Here is a 19,614-nt window from a genome sequence, read left to right as displayed (position 1 = left end):
CCTCCCTAATTAAGCTTGCTTGTTACCAGCAGCAGCTGCTTCTGGTTTCGGCTTCAGCACAGTACGGATATGAAGCTGCTCAAGCTGCGACAGCTCGACTGTAGATGGTGCATCGCACAACAGGTCGGTTGCACTTGCTGTTTTCGGGAATGCAATCGTCTCACGCAGGTTCGTACGGCCTGTCAGCAGCATCACGAGACGGTCAAAGCCAAATGCTACACCACCATGTGGAGGCGTACCATAGTCAAATGCATCCAGCAGGAAGCCAAACTTCTCATGTGCTTCTTCCATCGAGAAGCCAAGAGCTTTGAACATTTTCTCTTGTACATCACGTTTGTAGATACGCATCGAACCGCCGCCTACTTCGTAGCCGTTCAGAACGATATCGTATGCTTGTGCACGGATTTGGCCTGGATCTGTATCGAACAGGTGCAAGTCTTCGTCTTTCGGACGTGTAAACGGATGATGCACCGCTACATAACGTTTCGCTTCTTCGTCCCACTCCAACATAGGGAAGTCAACTACCCATACGAATTTGAACTTGGAATCATCAATCAGACCAAGCTCACGGCCAACTTTCAGACGAAGGTTGCCAAGTACGTCTGCAACCACTTTGCTTTTATCAGCGGAGAATGTGAGCAAATCGCCTTCTTCAACGTTCAGGCGCTCTGTCAAAGCTGCAATTTCTTCAGGCTTCAAGAATTTAACGATTGGACCTTTCCACTCGCCTTCTTTAACCGTGATCCAAGCCAGACCTTTACCGCCATAACGAGCAGCAAACGGCTGCAGATCGTCAAGCTCTTTACGGCTCCAATGGCCGCAGCCTTTTGCATTGAACGCCTTCACGACGCCGCCGCCAGCTGCAACACTTGCGAACACTTTAACATCGCTTGATGCAACGATATCCGTAATATCCTCAATTTCCATACCGAAACGAAGATCCGGTTTGTCAGAACCGTATTTGTTCATTGCATCAGCATAAGTGATACGTTGGATCGGAAGCTCGATTTCTACGTTGATCGTTTCACGGAACAGACGAACAATAAGCTGCTCCAGCATGCCGAGCAATTGATCCTGTGTCAAGAACGAAGTCTCGATGTCGACTTGCGTGAATTCCGGTTGACGGTCTGCACGAAGGTCTTCGTCACGGAAGCAGCGAGCGATTTGGTAGTAACGCTCGATACCGCCGACCATCAGCAATTGCTTGAAGATTTGCGGCGATTGCGGCAATGCGAAGAACTCACCTTCGTGAACACGGCTTGGTACCAGGTAATCACGAGCGCCTTCCGGCGTGCTTTTCGTCAAGATTGGTGTTTCAACATCGATGAAGCCTTCGCCGTCAAGGAAGTCGCGGAATATTTTCGCTGCTTTCGAACGGAGCAAGAGCGTTTTTTGCATTTCTGGACGACGCAGGTCAAGGTAACGGTATTTCAGACGAAGCGATTCGTCTACTTCAACGCCGTCTTCGATTGGGAATGGAGGCGTCTTAGCTGCGTTCATGACTTCGATTTCCGTCACACGGATTTCGATTTCGCCTGTTGCCAGGTTTTTGTTAACTGTTTCAGCATCACGCTCTACAACTGTCCCTTTAACAGCAAGAACGTACTCGTTACGAGCGCGGTCAGCAATCGCAAGCGCTTCGCCGGAGAAGTCAGGGTTAAATACCGTTTGAACAATACCTGTACGGTCACGAAGGTCGATGAACAGTACACCGCCAAGGTCACGACGACGTTGTACCCAGCCGTTCAGTGTTACTTCTTCGCCAATGTTGGCTTTTGTTAATGTACCGCATTGATGAGTTTTCAGCATCATAATGGATGTAACTCCCCTTTTATAATTAGATAGATTTCAATTCGGAGGCTAGGCTTGTAAGTGCTACAAAGCGCTGCTCCCCTGTTGCCATTTCCTTCAGTGCAATTTCACCGCGAGTGAGCTCATCATCGCCGAGAATAGCCGTGAAGCGTGCTTGCAAACGATCAGCCGATTTCATCTGAGCTTTCATCTTACGGCCCAAGTAATCACGTTCCGCACGGATACCGGAAGAACGAAGCTCGTAGACGAGTCTTGTCACTTCCCGCTCAGCTGCTTCACCCAAAGCCACTACATACACATCAACCTGGTGTGCGTTAGCAAGCTCCGTTTGTTGATGTTCGAGCAGCATAATCGTCCGCTCCAGACCAAGACCTAGACCAACGCCCGGCTGATCCGGTCCGCCGATTTCGGCTACAAGGCCGTTATACCGGCCGCCGCCGCCGATTGTATCAATCGCGCCAATCCCTTCCGCTTTGTATTCGAAAGCGGTATGGGTGTAATAATCCAAGCCACGAACAAGTCTTGGATTTATGGAGAATGGAATGCCCATATCAGACAAATAGGTTTTTACTTTGTCAAAGTGGGTATTACATTCCTCATCCAAGCTGTCCAGAATCGAAGGCGCACCTTCGAAGTGTGCTTGGTCTACCTTGCAATCGAGTACACGAAGTGGATTACGCTCCATACGGGACTGACAGTCCTTACAGAGCAGCTCACGCTTAGGCGTAAGGAAAGCAAGCAGCTTCTCACGGAAGGCTGCACGCACTTCCGGTGTACCAACCGAGTTAATCTCGACGCGCACACCTTTCAGCCCAACCTCTGTGTAGAAGGTGTAGCCGAGTGCAATCACTTCAGCATCAATTGCGGGATCGACAGAACCAAGCGCTTCAATCCCAAATTGATGGAACTGACGGTAACGGCCTGCTTGCTGACGCTCATAACGGAACATGGGTCCGATATAATACAGCTTAGATACGTCCGGCTCGCCGTACAACTTGTTCTCTACATAAGAGCGGACAACACCAGCTGTACCTTCTGGACGCAGCGTAACGCTGCGATTACCGCGGTCTGTGAAGGTGTACATTTCTTTCTCTACGATATCCGTCGTCTCGCCAACGCCCCGTTGAAACAGCTCTGTTGATTCAAAGATCGGCGTTCTAATTTCACGGAAATTAAAGCGTCGGCAAATATCACGCGCTTTCTGCTCCGCATACTGCCAGCGTTCGACTGCTCCAGGCAATATATCTTGTGTGCCCGGTGGTTTCTGAAAAGCCATTGTAACCCCTCCTTAAAAGAATTATCGCGTCTTTTGGCGATAATTCTTACTTCGTAAGCATAAAGCTTAAAAGAATTATCGCGTCTTTTGGCGGTAATTCTTACTTCGTAAGCATAAACCTTAACCGTACTAACCAACCTAGATAAAACAAAAAAACTCCCGCCCCTAACGACATGCCGTTAAAGGCTAATCGTTAGGGACGAGAGTTGTTGATCTCCCGTGGTGCCACCCATATTCCGGACATACTGTCCGCTCATTAACGGTTAACGCCCGTTACACGCAGGTCGGCTAGTCGCAATGATTAATCGCAATGAATAATCATCGGTTCACCGTCTGTTCTCCGGAAGGTCTGTTCATCCTGTCACCATAAAGACGCTTGCAGCCTTGGCGTCTCTCTCTGGGTACGTGTACGGGATTACTGTATTCCATCAACGAATCAAAATTTGTATACTGAGTTTTAATTTTATATGTGACGACAAGGAAAGTCAATAGTCAATAGTCGATCTCATTTCTCTAGTATAGTCTATTTGGACAAAAAAAAACCTGCAGCCATCGTCGCAGGTCCATAAATTATATTTTAAAAAGGGGGTCGAGATTTATTATAGGATAGCGATGTTAAAAAACCGTTATAATCTGATTACAGTAATATTACAAAATAGAAAGCGGTTCATTTGCGAACATTCCCGAAAATTGTGTAACTTGTAGTGTTAGATTAAAAGCTAGCTTCCCACGGAAATAAAAAAAGCTATACAGGATTCTTCCTGTATAGCTTCAATTACCATTACTTTTCAAAAAGAATAGGCGGTATCTTTAAGGAAGCATTTGCTCTGTGAGGAGACAATGTGCGGAGTAAAAGGTTTGAGCTGGAGAAACAAAGCAAATGCTTCCGAAGCAGCTTTCTTTCAGAAAGCTCTAGTATTCGCCTTTGTTCCCGGATTTCAACCGCTTTAGCCAGTTGTAATCAAGAAATCTGGAACAACAGCGATCGGAGGTCCAAACCTTTTACAAAGCACATAGTATCTCCGAGCATCGCATGACTTACGAGATAGCCTTTTCTTCACTCCCTACATACGTCCGCCAGGCTCACGCCGGTTCGAAGGGAAGGCGAGGAATTCCTCTGCCGTTTCCACCTGCTCTTCCAGTCTGGACATCAGGAGCGCTTCACGGCGGTCCGTATGGAGGAGCCTTCTTGAGGATCGCTCCATACCTTGTTCTTTGCGGGATTGATGCATGACTTAGCTCCTTCTAACAACTGATACTCGAGATCGCTTTAAGCCAAGCGACCTGCTCATATCTATTGTTGCCAGCCATCACCAATATAACCCGCTGTTTATTGTTTACTGTCAAGAATAAGTGTTACAGGCCCTGAATTCACAAGAGCCACATCCATCATAGCTCCGAAACGGCCAGTCTCAACGACAAGACCTGCGCTGCGAAGCAGTTCGTTAAACCTGTCATACAACGGCTCAGCTTGCTCAGGACGTGCTGCTGCCATAAAGTTCGGACGTCTGCCCTTCCGGCTGTCACCGTATAAAGTAAACTGCGAGATAGAAAGAATCTGGCCGCCTACATCAACGACGGAGAAGTTCATTTTCTCATTCTCGTCTTCGAAGATACGGAGACCCGCTACCTTATCCGCCATCCAGCGGATATCTTCTTCTGTATCTTCATGCGTAATGCCGACGAGAAGCACGAGGCCGTGATCAATCACGCCAGCTACTTCTCCGTCAATCGTTACACTTGCCTGCTTGCTTCGCTGTACAACAACCTTCACTGCTTGTAAACCTCCGCTAGCTATTCATAATACGCTGTACCGAATAAACATCCTGCACGCGCTTGATTCTCTCCACGACGGAAGATAAATGATCAATATTACGGATCAATACCGTCATATGAATCATCGCCATTTTATTTTTCACCGAACGCCCGGTTACGGCCGAGATATTCGTCTTACTCTCTGACACAGCCTGCAGAACCTCATTCAACAAACCTGTACGGTCATGGCCGGTAATCTCAATATCCACGCTGTAATTCGATTCGATCGAATCTTCCCATTCCACCTCAATAACCCGGTCTGCCTCTTCACCTTCCGCATTAAACGGAATGTTCTGGCAGTCCATTCGATGGACGGATACGCCTCTGCCGCGTGTAATATAGCCGATAATCGTATCGCCTGGCACCGGATTACAACATCTTGCAAACCGAACGAGCAAATTATCAATCCCTTTCACGGTAACCCCGTGAGTAGGTCGATTCTTGCGATGACCTGGCGACTTCATCTCCTTCGGCTCACTAGTCAGCTCAATGAGATTCGATTTCTCAGCTTCTTTGCGCAGCTTCTCGGTCAGGCGCGTACAAATCTGTGCCGCCGTAATACCGCCGAAGCCAATGGCAGACATCATATCTTCGATATCATTGAAGTTGAATTTGCTTGCCACTTCCTGCAGCTTATCATCGCTCATCCAGGCGGATGGCTCTACTCCTAACCGCTTCAGCTCACGCTCCAGCAGATCCCGGCCTTTGGCTACATTCTCTTCCCGCTTCTCACGCTTGAACCATTGACGGATCTTGGTGCGGGCATGGGAGGATTGTGCGATCTTCACCCAATCCTGGCTTGGGCCATAAGAATGCTTCGAGGTGAGAATTTCAATAATATCGCCTGTCTTGAGCTTATGATCAAGCGGAACAATTCGTCCATTCACCTTCGCGCCAATCGTCCGGTTGCCGACTTCCGTATGAATCCGGTAAGCGAAATCGAGCGGCACAGAGCCGGCTGGCAGCTCAATAACTTCCCCGCTTGGTGTAAACACAAAGACCAAGTCAGAAAAGAAGTCCATCTTGAGCGTTTCCATAAATTCCGAGGCGTCACGCGCTTCGTTCTGAAGCTCCATAATTTCACGAAGCCAGGACATTTTATCCTCGAAATTCGTATTTGGCACAACGGTGCCTTCCTTATAAGCCCAGTGAGCTGCGATACCGTACTCGGAGGTCCGATGCATATCCCAGGTGCGGATCTGCACTTCTGTTGGTTCTCCGTTTGGACCAATGACTGTCGTATGCAAAGACTGGTACATGTTCGCCTTCGGCATTGCGATATAGTCCTTGAATCGGCCAGGCATAGGTTTCCAGAGCGTATGAATGATGCCAAGCGTCGCATAACAATCTTTAATATTCTCTACGATGATCCGAATCGCCATCAAATCATAAATTTCATTAAATTGCTTGTTCTTGAACGTCATTTTCTTATAAATGCTGTATATATGTTTCGGACGACCCGAAATGTCGCCGTCAATTCCCATTTCCTCAAGCTTCTCTTTAATCCGGCCAATAACGTCCGAGATGAACATCTCACGCTCCGCCCGCTTCTTCTTCATCAGATTAGCGATGCGATAGTATTGCTGCGGATTCAAATATCGCAGAGCGATATCTTCCATCTCCCACTTGATGGCGGAAATACCAAGCCGATGCGCAATCGGACAAAAGATTTCAAGCGTTTCGTACGCAATACGACGCTGAGCTTCTTCCGATTGGAATTTCAGCGTACGCATATTATGAAGCCGGTCCGCAAGCTTGATCAGAATGACACGGATATCCTGCGCCATGGCAAGGAACATTTTCCGATAGTTCTCATTCTGCTGTTCTTCCTTTGAGCGAAAACGGATCTTCTCCAGCTTCGTCAGCCCGTCGACAAGCATTGCACAGGTTTCGCCAAATTTCGCGCGAACGAGCTCGAGATCCACTGTCGTATCTTCAACGACATCATGAAGCAGCGCCGCAATAATCGACAGCACGTCCATCTGCATATCCACGATAATTTCCGCAACGGCAACAGGATGAAGAATATACGGTTCTCCTGACTTGCGCACTTGTCCGTGGTGGGCTTGGTCCGCAAACTCATAGGCTTCCCTGATGCGCACTAAATCCTGTTCTTTTATATAGGCCGACGCCTTTTCGATCAACTGCTCTATGCCCATGAATTGTCCTTTCCGAACGCTTGACTCCGATTCGCGCATTTTCCGAGTTTTCTTAATATTATGCTGGAAGTAGGCATCCGCGTCAACCTGCAGACTTCACCAAATTCCGCATTTGAATGCTAAATCGACTCAGCTGGAATGCGAATATGAACGCGCGTCCCTTCTCCTGGCTCACTCTCAATGTCAACGCCAAAATCTTTACCGTAATAAAGCCTAATGCGTTCATGAACATTACGTATGCCATAACCAACACGTTGCAAGCCTTCACCGTTAAATAGATTGTGAAGCGTCTCTTGAGACATCCCGTTGCCATCATCCTCTACAATCAGATGGACAACATCGTCTTCCCGGTACCCGATGATTTGAATCGCAATCTGATCACCACGCCATGCATGCTCCAATACATTTTCAACAAATGGCTGTACAATCAGCTTAACCGTTCTTAACTCGACAATTTCCGAGGAAATATTATAATCGATTCGGACCCGGTCTCCATATTTGATTTGCTGAATGTCCATGTAGGCTTTTACCTGCTCGATCTCCTTGCCAATCGGGATAATGGTCTGTCCTTCATTTAAGGATAAACGGTAAAACTTCGCCAGATTCATCACCATTTGATGCTGCTTTTCTACTTGTCCGAATTTAGCCAGTCTGCTTATAGAGGATAACGTATTATATAAAAAGTGCGGATTAATTTGGGCTTGCAGCGTTTCAAGCTCCGCTTCTTTCTTTTTCAGATTAGTGGTGTAAACTTCTTCAATTAAATTTTGTGTCTTCTGGCCGAGTTCATTAAGCGATGAAGCGATTGTCGTAAACTCATCGTTACCGCTGTAATGGATTCTGCGCTGGAAGTCTCCTTGCCCAAAGGATTGTAGAACGGACATGACTTTTAATACACGCCTGGAAAAGGTTCTCGAGACGAAATAAGCGACCAGCATGATCAGCACACAGCTGACGCTGCAAATGATAAGGGAGAGCATCTTGACCTTTTTCGTATCCTTCTCCAGAACCGATGACGGCACCATAGCCATCAGGCTCCAATTCAGACCCGGCAACGGCTGCCGAATGACAAGATAACGTTCACCATTGGCGCTGTCCCATAACTGCTCATTCGTTTGTTCGGTTGCCCCAGAGGCGTACAAAACATTTCGGTTCCCATCTGTAATAAACAGCGTACTTCCTGCACCAATTTTGCGATGATCAACACTTTGGAACAAATCAGACAAATAGACGCTAATTCGCATAAAGCCAATTTCATGCAAGTTTGCCGGATCATTCAGATCCACTAGCCGACGAAGAAGAGATATCCGGTCATAATGGCTGTCATCCTCCACCTGCTCCCATTGCTCGGTCTCTCCATACCTTTCAACTGGAAAGGATTTGTACCATGGTTTTTCAGTAATACGGTTCAAATGAAGCAAATCAAAAAATTTACCCTTCACCACTAGCGGGTCTATGTTCTTGCTATCGTAATAAACCTCCGGCAAAGTCTCGTTACGCAAATAAACCGAGAGCCAAAGGCTCCGGTTCGTCGATTCAATCGTCTGACGAAACTTCGGAAGCAGCAGCTTCGTAGTCGCTTCATAGCTGACCCAGCCTTCCTCGTAATGAAGCAGCTGCTTCGACAAGGTTGTATCGTAATAAAGCAGGTCGGATAGTCGAATCGTATCTTCTAATTTATAGGCAACGTTATCTTCGATTTGTCTTAGCGTACCTTTAATCGTATTTGTCGTATTCGAGCGAATTGACTCTGTCATAATAGCGCTGGCGAAATAGCCCAAGATAAAGATCGGTATAATGATAAGGAGCATATAAGAAATAAGCAGCTTGATCCCAAAAGGAATAAACTTACGTTGAGCTTTCGCACTGGTGAATGGCGTGTGCATATTTAGTGATGTCTCCTGAACTCGATTGGTGTCATTCCGAAGGTCTCTTTGAACTGACGACTAAAATAAGGCATGTACCGATAACCAACCTGGTCAGCTACCTCATAAATTTTCACCTTAGGATCTTTCAGCAACTCTCCCGCCTTCTCCATCCGCATCGCAATGACAAACTCACTAAAGCCTGAGCCCATCTCCTCTTTGAACATGGAGCCTAAATAATTCGGAGAAAAAGCGAAGCGGTCAGCCACTTCCTTCAGCGTCAGAGAACAGCCCAAATGTTCCTTCATATAAACAATCATCTCTTGAATTAGCTTGGTATGCTTCTTGGTCTCAGATGGAACTGCGGTTTGAATCGATCGATGAGAGGTACGCTTTGCAGCTTCCCGCCACTTTCTCTCTTCTTCCAGCTTTCGGCTCTCCGCATCCAATTCCTTCGTTACTTTCACTAGTGCTTCTACAAGTTCAGAATCATCCATTGGCTTAAGTACGTAGCTGTAAGCGCGAAGGGATAAGGCCTGCTTGACGTAATGGAAATCCTGATAGCCGCTGACGAAAATAACCCGAAGATCACCGCAGCCTTCCGTTTCCTGCACTTTACGTGCAAGCTCAAGTCCTGACATGCTTGGCATATGTACATCCGTCACCAGTATATCTACTGTCCCGTCCTTAAGTACCTCATAAGCATCAAACCCATTGTTTACAGCAGCTACAACCTCAAGACCTAGCTCCGTCCAAGGAATAAACATTCGCATGCCTTCCAGATCAAGTACCTCATCATCTGCAATTAACACCTTATACATGATGGCATCTTCTCCCGTTCAGCAGAATGGATCAGCCGGCTCCTCTTCCTTCATAGAAACGGCAGAGCCGCCCCTATAGAAGGGACGGCGACCGCTTGACCAAATTATACTCCAGAATTAGCCTGGTTGTTAATTGCCTTTCATGCTTTTTACATTTTCCTGCCATTTGGTTGTCTTGAATGCAAGAAGTTTATCATAGCCGATCGCTTCCGCATCCTTTTGTGCTTTATCGAGGATAGTGAGAACTTCCTCATCGCTTTTTGCATACAAAGCTTTTGCTCTTGCTTCTTTGTAAAGCTCTTCGAAGCTTTGGGCTATGATGCCTTCTTCAGAATCTGGAGCTGGTGCAAGGTTAATATACTCGGTCGCGTTCTTTTGCGTTTTCCATGTAATAGAGTTTTGCCAACGCGCTTCCCAAGATTGCTGCTCCTCAGGCAAGGTGAGCTCGAATTTCATTTTGGATGTATCGATAAAGACGGTATTGCCGTTCCATTGGAAGTTAACCGTTGCGTCCATCATTTTCGTACGGCCTTCAACATCAGATGTGTAAGCATCCGTGAAGATTGGCGATCCATCAGCATCGGTACCTTTCCAGTAAATACCTTCAGGTCCCCAGAACAACGTGCGTGTACCTTCAGGTCCAGTCAAATAATCGAGGAATGCGAAAATTTTCTCTGGATCTTTCGCCGATTTCGTAATAACGCTGACGTTCCAGCCCAGCTGCGAATACGTGCCTGCCCAAATTTTATTTTTATCCAGACCTGCCTTATGAACCGGCCAGATCATCATATAGCCAGAATCCGGATCTTTCTTCTTCAGCTCGGCATCGCCTACCGCACCGTATTCTGTTGGGCTTGCGCCTGCAAATACAGCAGTTGTACCGTTATAGGCCTGCTCTTTCACTTGATCCTTCGTTTGTGTGAGTGCATCAGGTGTCATCAGCTTCTCACGGAACAGCTTGCTTTCAAACTGCATCGACTCGCGGAAAACAGGATCAAGGAAGATTGAGGTCAGCTTATCACCGCTAGGAACAGCACGGTTGCCTACATAAGCTGGCGAGTAATCTTCTCCGAAGGCACCATAGAGTACGTCAAGACCTTGCCCATCAATCGCCAGATCCGGGTTGAATGGCGTTACATTCGGATACTTCTCTTTAACCATCTTTAAGTAATTATAGAAATCATCGGTCGTTTCGATTGCAGGGGATCCAAGCTCTTTATAAATCTTTTTGTTGACGAGATAACCACCATTGCCGTTTGGCTGGGACGTATACCAGTTCGGGAACTGATAGATTTTGCCGTCCTTTGAACGAAGCATGTTAATGGCCTCTTCGCCTACCCACTTTTTGAAGTTCGGGTATTTATCGAGGTAATCGTCGAAAGGTACAAGCATGCCCGCTTCACGCAGCTTCTCTACGTCTGCACCACGGTCCATCCAGATCACATCCGGAAGTTTGCCTGAAGCAATCATCGTGTTCAGCTTCTGAGCAGCGTTGCCGCCGGATTGAACAGGAGTAATATCAACTTTCATATTATCCTTAATCCATTTGGTTGCTTCATCCCCGCCCCAAGCAGGCATCGAATACCAATCATAATGTCCATAGAAAGAGAAGTTAAGAGGCTCGCTGCCTAGCTTAAAGACAGATGGTTCACTGCTTGCTGGCGCTTCGCTTGCCGCAGTTGTCTCGCTGTTTGTTGCAGCTGGTTCATTGGTTGCCTTATTCCCATTGCCCCCATTGTTCGAGCACCCTGCCAGAGCCATAACGCTGACCAACATAATTGCAAGTCCTGAATAAGCTGATTTCCTCCATCTACTCATCCTTCGTAAACCCCTCTCTCCCTTAGCTTTAATTATGTTCAGCGGAAGCGAATTTGTCGACTAGCCTCTTCGCTTCGCGTTGAATACGGTTTGACTCCCAGCTGTGAATCAGACTACTCTTTCAAAGATCCCACCAAAACCCCTTTTACAAAATACTTCTGCACAAACGGGTAGACGAGAATAATGGGTATCGTCGCGACCATCATCGTTGCCATCGAGAGAGATTTGCTCGTGATGCTCTTCATCGAAGACAGCCGGCTTTGAGAAGCGGAATCCAGCTGCGAGAACTGTTCGGACATGATGTTGGAATTCAATATTTGCTGAAGCATCGTCTGAATCGGAATGAGCTTTTCTTTTGTAATATAAAGACTTGGGAAGAACCAATCATTCCAATGCCCTACAGCCGTGAAGAGTGCAAGTGTAGCAATGACTGGACCAGACAGCGGCAAAACAATCCGGAAGAAGGTCGCCCAATAACCGCAGCCGTCAATCTGTGCCGACTCTTCAAGTCCTTGGGGCAGCCCCATAAAGAATGTGCGGAAGATGATCATATTCCACACGCTGATTAAGCCGGGAATAATAAAGACTAGGAAATTATCCATTAAGCCCAGCCCGCGGATCACGAGAAAGGTCGGAATAATGCCGCCGCTGAAGTAGAGGGTAATGATGCAGGCGATCATATAAAACTTCCGGCCCATCAGCTCCTTCTTCGTCATGCCGTAAGCAAATATCGCCGTAAGCAGAATGGAAGCCACTGTGCCTACTACCGTCCGCATGACCGAGATATAGAAGCCATTTATGATGCGCTTGTCTTGGAATACGATTTCATAATTATCGAGGGTAAAAGCTCTTGGCCAGAAGGTCACACCACCAAGGGCTGTGTCCATTCCTTTGTTAAACGAGATAACAGCGGCATTCCAGAACGGGTAAAAGGAAAAAAATGCGAGGAGTGCAAGGCAGATATACACGGCTACGGATAGACTTTTATCGCTTAAGCTGGATTTAATTCTCATCGTTTAACGGCCTCCTTCCTGCATGATGTCCAAACTACCATAAGCTGTTCCCTGTTCTTCGTGCCAGCAGGTTCGCAAATGTAAGCAGACCTACACTTATAATTGCTTTAAACAGTCCGACTGCTGTCGCATAAGAGAATCGCTGCCCCGTTATACCCGTTCGGTATACGTAGGTATCAAGCACATCTGATACATCCCTAAGAACCGGATTCACACCTAATAAGAGCAGATCTTCGAAGCCTGCGCTTAGCAGGTTTCCGATAGCAAGGATCATAAAAATAATGACGACCGGCATGATGCTCGGAATTGTAATGACAAAAATTTGCTTGAACCGGCTTGCTCCGTCAATGGATGCCGCTTCGTACATACTCGGGTCAATTCCGGCAATAGCGGCTAGATAAACGATAGAACTGAATCCAATCTCCTTCCACACGCCGGTTGTAACGATAATGGTCCAGAAATAATGAGGAATGGAAAGAAAGCTAATTGGTTCTTTAATAAGGTGAAGCGATTGCAGAAGCATATTCAAGCTGCCGTTCTCCACCGCGAGGATCGACATTGCAAAGCCCGATACGATAACCCAGGACAAGAAATGGGGCAAATAACTAACGGTTTGTACAATCCGCTTAAAATACATATTTTTCACTTCATTCAGCATGAGTGCTAATACGACTGGTGCAGGAAAGCCAATAACAAGCTTCAGCACACTGATAATGATCGTATTGCGCATGACACGCTCAAACTCTGGTGCATGAAAGAACATTTCAAAATGCTTCCATCCGACCCAAGGACTGTCCAGAAACCCCTTAAAGATGTTGTAATCTTGAAAAGCAGTAAGGACACCGTACATCGGTACGTAGCTGAATACAAATATGAGCAGCAGTGCCGGAATGACCATAAGCTGCAAATCCCATTGCTTCAGGAATCGGCGAAGCTTGGATTTCGGCTTAATCACTTGCTGCTGTGGTTCAACTGCGGTTACGATCATCTCTGCCATTGGTGTTCCTTCCTTTCTAAAAGAATGGCTATACGCTTTCCCAGCTTCTTGTCTTTATTGTAGAAGCTTGCCGAGTGCGATACTATTTGCCAGACCAACGAAAAATGATACTTTTCAATTGAATGATGTTATTATTCATAACACCTTATTCCGATGAATACGGTTCCATTTCGGATAGAAAAAAATGAATCCGTTTCAAACTAACATCGCTTGAAAGCTGTATGAAAACAAAAAAAGGCTTTCCCTGATGGTAGAACCATCAAGGAAAGCCTTTCGAAATATCAATAAATGTTAATACGTTACGAGAGAGAACACCTCTACGCCTTCCAACTTCTCACGGCCAGTAAGGTAAGACAGCTCAATCAGGAACGCTGCGCCAACAACTTCGCCGCCAAGCTGGCGAACAAGGTTCATCGAAGTAGCGATTGTTCCGCCTGTAGCAAGCAGGTCATCTGCAATGAGTACACGCTGACCTGGTGAGATCGCATCTTTATGCATGGCTAGGCTGTCATTGCCGTATTCCAGGTCATAGCTTGCCTGAATCGTTTCACCAGGGAGCTTGCCGCTTTTACGGATTGGTGCAAAACCTACGCCAAGTGCTGTAGCCAGTGGAGCCCCTATAACAAAGCCGCGTGCTTCAGGACCTGCAATAATGTCGATTTGCAAATGCTCAATCGCTTTACGCATGTCTTCGATTGCTGCGCGGTATACCGCACCATCCTTCAGAAGTGTCGTAATATCCTTGAAACGGATGCCTGGCTGCGGGAAGTCTGGGATCACCCGGATGTAATCTTTAAAGTTAATGTCGCTCATAATTATTTCAATCCTTTCTCTACTTACCATATCAATTATGCCAATTCTTCTTATCCAACATACGGCATGCGCAGCCGTTCAGCTTCAAGCTTTGCTGCCTGGTATTTTTCCGATGTAGCGAGATCACGCTTCTCAGGCGTCTCGACCACAACAAGATGGGTTCCGTCAATCTCGATAAACCCAAGCTCACGGAATACTTCAATCATTACTTTAACGGTTTGCTCGGGCCATCCGCTTTGCTCCGATAGTTGGGACTCAAGACCATTCATCGGCATGCGGCGCATCCGGCGTAGCATTTGGTACACCTGTCCAAAATGCTCACGCTCAGGGAACCTCATCAGTTCCCCTCCAAAATGTATATCATGAATTTGCAGCTGTGCCTTGCGCTGGCCATTCCACTCATTGATAGATAACTCGCCGACCAGATTAACTGGAAGACCACTTCGCAGCTGCTCCGACAGCTCACCCATACCGAAGCCAACAGCATCCAGCGCAGCCCGCCCCTTCCGAAGTGACAGCTTTAGATGTCTGGATTCCTTGCCCATGGTCCTGTAGTCCGCAAGTTCAGCAGATTGAAACAGAAGCCTTGGCGAAGGGTTCCCAGCACCAAATGGCTCAAGCTGGGCAAGCTGGCTGATCGTATGAACGCTGGCATCCTCCACCGAGCAAATAAGATCGATCGCGGTTTTAGGAATCCAGTCCTGCTCTGTCAGCCATTCCATTGCAAGCTCTCCAAGCTTCTGCTCGAAGGCAGGCAGCTGATCCCGGTGCAGACTCATGCCGGCAGCCGCTTGATGGCCGCCATAATGATCCAGCAACGAATCGCATTCAGTTAAGGCTGCATGAAGATCATATCCTTCAATTGATCTTGCTGAACCTTTGCACATTCCGCTCTCTGCATCAATGCCAAGAACAATAACCGGCTTATAATACCGTTCTAACATTTTCGAAGCAACGATCCCAATAACACCAACGTTCCAGCCTTCTCCTGCCAACACAATAACGGCGGGTTCCGGCACCGACGATGCTTGTGCTGCTTCCCGTTTTCCCTGCCACTGCTGCTCTGCTTCCTTCACGATGCCTTCCACAATCCGCTGCCGCTCCTTGTTCAATACATCAAGGGAAGACGCCGAACGAATCGCTTCGTCATAATCACCAGTCGTAAGCAGCTCTACAGCCCGTTTCGCATGATCTAGACGGCCCGCCGCATTAATACGTGGTGCCATGCCAAATGCAACCGTGGTGGACGTGACTTGATCAAGCTCGATCCCACAAGCTTCGGACAATGCCCGAAACCCTGTATTACTCGTATCCTGCAATTGCTGTAGACCTGCCCGGACAAGCACCCGATTCTCATCGGTAAGCGGCATGATGTCCGCAATGGTACCTAGACAGACAATATCCGTCCATTCCATTGGCGGACGCTCCATAAGCGCATGCGCTAATTTGAAAGCCACACCTACACCTGCGAGTCCTTTGAATGGATACGGACAATCCTCTTGCTTCGGATTCACTACCGCGACAGCATCCGGAAGCTGCTCTGGCGGTTCATGATGGTCGGTTACGACGACATCAATGCCAAGCTCCTTCGCATACTCGATCTGTTCGTAAGCACTAATACCCGTATCTACTGTCACAATAAGACGGACACCAGCTGCCGCAGCCAAATCTATAGCGCCACGGTTCATACCGTAGCCCTCTAAAGCACGATGCGGAATATAATAATCGAAATGATAGCCTAACTCTCGAAAAACGTGAATCAGTAACGAGGTGCTGGACACCCCGTCGGCATCATAGTCGCCGTAGATTCGAATGAATTCCTTATTGTCCGCAGCTTGTTTAATGCGGGCAACAGCTTCCTTCATTCCTTTCAACAAATACGGATCATGGAGCTGATCGGCTCCTCCCCGCAGAAACGTCTCTGCCGCTTCCTTTTCTTTGTAGCCTCTTTGAACGAGCAGCTTGGCTACAAGAGGCGGAATATCCAGCTGATCCGACAGCAGCTTCGCCTGTTGATCATCGTCTTTCCCCCAAGGCGCCAAATTCCAGCGTGTTTTTGCTTGTATCACGCCGAGCTCAACCCCTTTCCCATTCTATTGCAGAAGCGTTGGCATTTGCTCCTGATTCGGATCATGATTCGACTTATATGGATAACCAGGATCATAAGGCTCTACATGAATCGTGACATCTGTTACATGGCCGAATCGAGTAAGCAGCAGCTGCTTTACCCGCTTTGCAATGTCGTGGCCTTCCAAAACGGTGATTCTTGGATTTACGCTTATAACGATGTCTGCTACGACATAATGTCCTTGTTCCTTCGCCTGCAGCGACTCGACGGTAACTACACCTTCCACTCGCTGAACAAGCTGCATCAGTACTTCAGCATCTTCGTTTCGTACATCCTCACTTGTATCTCTGCGCACAAAGCCTGTAATCGCCCGATATCCATTAAGCATAACGATAACGGCAATGACAATAGCAGCGGCAGGATCCAAGTAATAAAGTGCCGGAAGAGAAACAGCCTTACCAAGTAACGCTCCGCCTGACCCAATAAGTGCAGCCAGCGAACAGTACAAGCTGGCCCCTCTCTCCTTGTGGGAGAAGAATAATTCCCTTACAATCAAGCAGCCCAGAACCGCGACAAGCGCACTCCAATGAGGCGGCTGATCCACACCTAACGAAATCGAGCGAATCGCCGATATTCCGATTTCTAGACTTGTGATAAGAAAAAATACAGCTAGAAAAACATTTGTTAGTGCTTCCGTCCGAAGTGTATTTGTCTTCTTGTGCCCGCTGTGCTTAGTGGATGACAAAGCAAAAGCGGCGGCACATTCTGCCGCCGTACGGAAGGCATCAGCGAGCAGCGACTTGCTGCCCGCTAATCCGCCTACTATGCCTTTAAACAACGCCAGCGCCGCAGTTCCCCATAAGCCCGCCTTGTCGGCCGGCTTTGTCCCCGCAAATCGTTGTTCAGTTGACATTTATGCCTCCAGCGTGGAATGGCCGCTGGCAATGGAATAAGCTGCAACGTCCATTCCACTTTCATTAATAATGGATATCTCTTTTCGAATCTACTTGTCTTAGACTGCTTTTTTTGCTGCTTGCTTAGTAGATGGCTTCTGCTTGCTCTTCATAACCATCCACAGCGGGCTCGCGATACAGATCGACGAGTAAGCACCACTTGCCAGACCAATCATTTTAGCGAGTGCGAACAGCTTGATCGACTCACTGCCGAAGATGAACAGACATACAGCGATGAGGAGTACAGCGAGTACCGTGTAAACGTTACGCGCCATCGTCTGCCACAAGCTTTGGTTAACAAGATCGCCAATTTGATCTGGACTCTTCGTTTTTGAGAAACGAAGATTTTCACGGATCCGGTCGAAGATAACGATCTTATCGTTAATCGAGTAACCAATCGTCGTCAGAACGGCTGCGATAAACGGCAGATCGACCTGCAGACGGAAGATTGAGAAGATGGTTACAACGACAAACGCATCATACAAGATCGCAATGTTAGCAGCCACTGCCATCCGCCATTCGAAGCGGATCATCACATACAGCATAATCGCCACACTCGCGATAATAACCGCATAGATCGCTTTGACACCAAGCTCCTGCGCCATATCCGGGGATACAACGTTTACTTCCGAAGATACTTTATCGCCGTATTTCGCTTTAAATGCGTCTTCAACGGCTTGTACCTTTGCCTGATCGAGAACTTCGTCGAAGCGAGCAGACACGCGGTCGCCATTAGAGCCCCCAACAGTTGTTTTAATATTAGTATAGCCTTGTCCTGCAAGAATCTCTTTCGCTTCCACTTGGGTAATCTTCTTGCCCACAAGAATATCCATATTCGTGCCGGCTTTAAAGTCTACCCCAAAGTTCATATGGAAGATGCTCACCGACAGAATCCCGATCAACGTCAAGATCATAGAGAACATGAAAAACTTCTTGCGGTGTTTAATGAAATCAAATCGAACCTTCGTATTATAGAGCACGGATTTCCGCCTCCTTCACGCCGTAGTAGCCAGGTTTAGTAAAGAGGTTACTGCGAATCAGCAAGTGAATCAGCAGACGTGCCAAGAAGATGTTGGTCACGATACTTACGAGAATACTGAAGATCATCGTCAAGGCGAAGCCCCGGATCGCGCCATTACCGATATAATAAAGCACAGCACATGAGATGATATTCGTTACGTTCGCATCCATAATGGTACGGAACGAGTTTTTCGAGCCGGCTTTAAGGGAAGACAGCAGACTCTTGCCGCTTCGAATCTCTTCTTTGATCCGCTCGTACATAATGATATTGGCGTCAACCGCCATACCTATCCCCAGTACAAACGCTGCGATACCCGGCAGTGTAAGTGTTGCGTCCATCAGCTCAAATACGACTACGAGCAGCCATGTATAAGAAATAACAGTAATGCCTGCTACCACGCCTGGAATTCGGAACAGGATGATCAGGAACAGCAGTACAATTACAGTACCAATAATACCTGCGCCAACTGTATCTTCAAGCGATTTCTGGCCAAGCGTAGCGCCAACACTTTGCGTATAGATCTCAGTCAGCTTCAAAGGAAGTGCACCAAGGTTAATTGTATCACGCAGGTTGTTCGCTTCATCAAGCGTATATTTGCCTGAGATTTGCGCGGAACCGCCGGTAATTGGATAGTTTACAGAAGGTGCAGACAGCAATTGATCATCCAAATAAATGGATAAGGTTTTGCCAGTCAGCTTCGTTGTTACATCTTCGAATTTCTTGGCATCTTTCAATTTGATGGTGATCATCGGGTTGCCCAGTTGGTCAAATTCCACCTTCGCGCCGTTTTGCACGAAATCATCACCTTGCAGCTCGATTGTGCCATCTGGTCCACGGAAGGTCAGATTGACCGGCTTCGAGAGCATCTCCCGAACCTCTTTGCTATCCGTTACTCCAGGAAGCTTTACGCGGATTCGGTTGCTGCCTTCACGAGTAATCTCTGGCTCGGTCGTACCTGTGGAGTCAATCCGCTGCTCCAAGCTATGAGCTGTTTCCTTGAGTGACTCTGGTGTTACCTGCTCGCCGCCTTCAAGCGGTGAAGCTTCGTATAATACCTCGAATCCACCTTTTAAATCAAGACCGAGCCGGATGCCTTTGACCAGGTCCGGGCTCGTCCAAGCGATTGCGCCAAACATAATGACAACGACCGCAAGGAAGGCGGTTAATCTCTTCCAGTTCATAC

General features: G+C 47.4%; 15 protein-coding genes. All 15 read right to left on the bottom strand.

Annotation, left to right across the window (positions count from 1 at the left end):
- Positions 1-9: 9 nt before the first annotated feature.
- Positions 10-1,812, bottom strand: a complete 1,803-nt coding sequence (aspS, locus tag AB4Y93_RS10270) for an aspartate--tRNA ligase (RefSeq protein ID WP_441891493.1) — start codon at positions 1,810-1,812, stop codon at positions 10-12.
- Positions 1,813-1,837: 25 nt separating this feature from the next.
- Positions 1,838-3,088 carry a histidine--tRNA ligase gene (gene hisS / locus AB4Y93_RS10265; RefSeq protein WP_441891491.1) on the bottom strand — a complete coding sequence of 417 codons (1,251 nt, stop codon included), beginning with the start codon at positions 3,086-3,088 and terminating at the stop codon, positions 1,838-1,840.
- A 1,064-nt stretch (positions 3,089-4,152) separates the two neighbouring features.
- Positions 4,153-4,320, bottom strand: coding sequence for a hypothetical protein (locus AB4Y93_RS10260; RefSeq protein WP_175532852.1), 168 nt, complete (start codon positions 4,318-4,320; stop codon positions 4,153-4,155).
- A gap of 98 nt (positions 4,321-4,418) precedes the next feature.
- A complete protein-coding gene (gene dtd / locus AB4Y93_RS10255; protein WP_441891488.1) occupies positions 4,419-4,862 on the bottom strand; it encodes a D-aminoacyl-tRNA deacylase in 444 nt (147 codons plus the stop codon).
- 16 nt (positions 4,863-4,878) lie between these two features.
- A complete protein-coding gene (locus tag AB4Y93_RS10250; RefSeq protein WP_441891486.1) occupies positions 4,879-7,062 on the bottom strand; it encodes a RelA/SpoT family protein in 2,184 nt (727 codons plus the stop codon).
- A gap of 119 nt (positions 7,063-7,181) precedes the next feature.
- Positions 7,182-8,948 (bottom strand): cache domain-containing sensor histidine kinase, encoded by a 1,767-nt coding sequence (locus tag AB4Y93_RS10245; protein ID WP_441891484.1) that lies wholly within the window; start codon positions 8,946-8,948, stop codon positions 7,182-7,184.
- Positions 8,949-8,950: 2 nt separating this feature from the next.
- Complete coding sequence (locus AB4Y93_RS10240; protein ID WP_441891482.1) at positions 8,951-9,748, bottom strand: response regulator transcription factor; 798 nt, start codon at positions 9,746-9,748, stop codon at positions 8,951-8,953.
- Between the two features lie 129 nt (positions 9,749-9,877).
- Positions 9,878-11,566, bottom strand: coding sequence for an extracellular solute-binding protein (locus AB4Y93_RS10235; RefSeq protein ID WP_441891480.1), 1,689 nt, complete (start codon positions 11,564-11,566; stop codon positions 9,878-9,880).
- A gap of 113 nt (positions 11,567-11,679) precedes the next feature.
- Entirely contained in the window at positions 11,680-12,579 is a 900-nt protein-coding gene (locus AB4Y93_RS10230) for a carbohydrate ABC transporter permease (protein ID WP_441891478.1), read from the bottom strand.
- 34 nt (positions 12,580-12,613) lie between these two features.
- Complete coding sequence (locus AB4Y93_RS10225; protein WP_167280551.1) at positions 12,614-13,567, bottom strand: ABC transporter permease; 954 nt, start codon at positions 13,565-13,567, stop codon at positions 12,614-12,616.
- Positions 13,568-13,867: 300 nt separating this feature from the next.
- Positions 13,868-14,380 carry an adenine phosphoribosyltransferase gene (locus tag AB4Y93_RS10220; RefSeq protein ID WP_167280552.1) on the bottom strand — a complete coding sequence of 171 codons (513 nt, stop codon included), beginning with the start codon at positions 14,378-14,380 and terminating at the stop codon, positions 13,868-13,870.
- A gap of 59 nt (positions 14,381-14,439) precedes the next feature.
- Complete coding sequence (gene recJ, locus AB4Y93_RS10215) at positions 14,440-16,458, bottom strand: single-stranded-DNA-specific exonuclease RecJ (RefSeq protein WP_441891476.1); 2,019 nt, start codon at positions 16,456-16,458, stop codon at positions 14,440-14,442.
- Between the two features lie 24 nt (positions 16,459-16,482).
- Positions 16,483-17,370 carry a cation diffusion facilitator family transporter gene (locus AB4Y93_RS10210; RefSeq protein ID WP_441891474.1) on the bottom strand — a complete coding sequence of 296 codons (888 nt, stop codon included), beginning with the start codon at positions 17,368-17,370 and terminating at the stop codon, positions 16,483-16,485.
- A gap of 99 nt (positions 17,371-17,469) precedes the next feature.
- On the bottom strand, positions 17,470-18,390 hold the full coding sequence (gene secF / locus AB4Y93_RS10205) for a protein translocase subunit SecF (RefSeq protein ID WP_441891472.1): 921 nt from the start codon (positions 18,388-18,390) through the stop codon (positions 17,470-17,472).
- Positions 18,380-19,612 (bottom strand): protein translocase subunit SecD, encoded by a 1,233-nt coding sequence (secD, locus tag AB4Y93_RS10200; protein WP_441891470.1) that lies wholly within the window; start codon positions 19,610-19,612, stop codon positions 18,380-18,382. Before secD ends, secF begins: the two co-directional genes overlap by 11 nt.
- Between the last annotated feature and the right edge of the window lie 2 nt (positions 19,613-19,614).

It is taken from the genome of Paenibacillus sp. YAF4_2, assembly GCF_052113225.1.
Classification (GTDB): domain Bacteria; phylum Bacillota; class Bacilli; order Paenibacillales; family Paenibacillaceae; genus Pristimantibacillus.
This window is presented reverse-complemented; position numbering and strand designations above follow the sequence as displayed.

Coding starts and splice junctions, on each gene's coding strand:
- aspS (WP_441891493.1), bottom strand. CDS start 1,812: ATGATGCTGAAAACTCATCAATGCGGTACATTAACAAAAGCCAACATT.
- hisS (WP_441891491.1), bottom strand. CDS start 3,088: ATGGCTTTTCAGAAACCACCGGGCACACAAGATATATTGCCTGGAGCA.
- AB4Y93_RS10260 (WP_175532852.1), bottom strand. CDS start 4,320: ATGCATCAATCCCGCAAAGAACAAGGTATGGAGCGATCCTCAAGAAGG.
- AB4Y93_RS10250 (WP_441891486.1), bottom strand. CDS start 7,062: ATGGGCATAGAGCAGTTGATCGAAAAGGCGTCGGCCTATATAAAAGAA.
- AB4Y93_RS10245 (WP_441891484.1), bottom strand. CDS start 8,948: ATGCACACGCCATTCACCAGTGCGAAAGCTCAACGTAAGTTTATTCCT.
- AB4Y93_RS10240 (WP_441891482.1), bottom strand. CDS start 9,748: ATGTATAAGGTGTTAATTGCAGATGATGAGGTACTTGATCTGGAAGGC.
- AB4Y93_RS10235 (WP_441891480.1), bottom strand. CDS start 11,566: ATGAGTAGATGGAGGAAATCAGCTTATTCAGGACTTGCAATTATGTTG.
- AB4Y93_RS10230 (WP_441891478.1), bottom strand. CDS start 12,579: ATGAGAATTAAATCCAGCTTAAGCGATAAAAGTCTATCCGTAGCCGTG.
- AB4Y93_RS10225 (WP_167280551.1), bottom strand. CDS start 13,567: ATGATCGTAACCGCAGTTGAACCACAGCAGCAAGTGATTAAGCCGAAA.
- AB4Y93_RS10210 (WP_441891474.1), bottom strand. CDS start 17,370: ATGTCAACTGAACAACGATTTGCGGGGACAAAGCCGGCCGACAAGGCG.
- secD (WP_441891470.1), bottom strand. CDS start 19,612: ATGAACTGGAAGAGATTAACCGCCTTCCTTGCGGTCGTTGTCATTATG.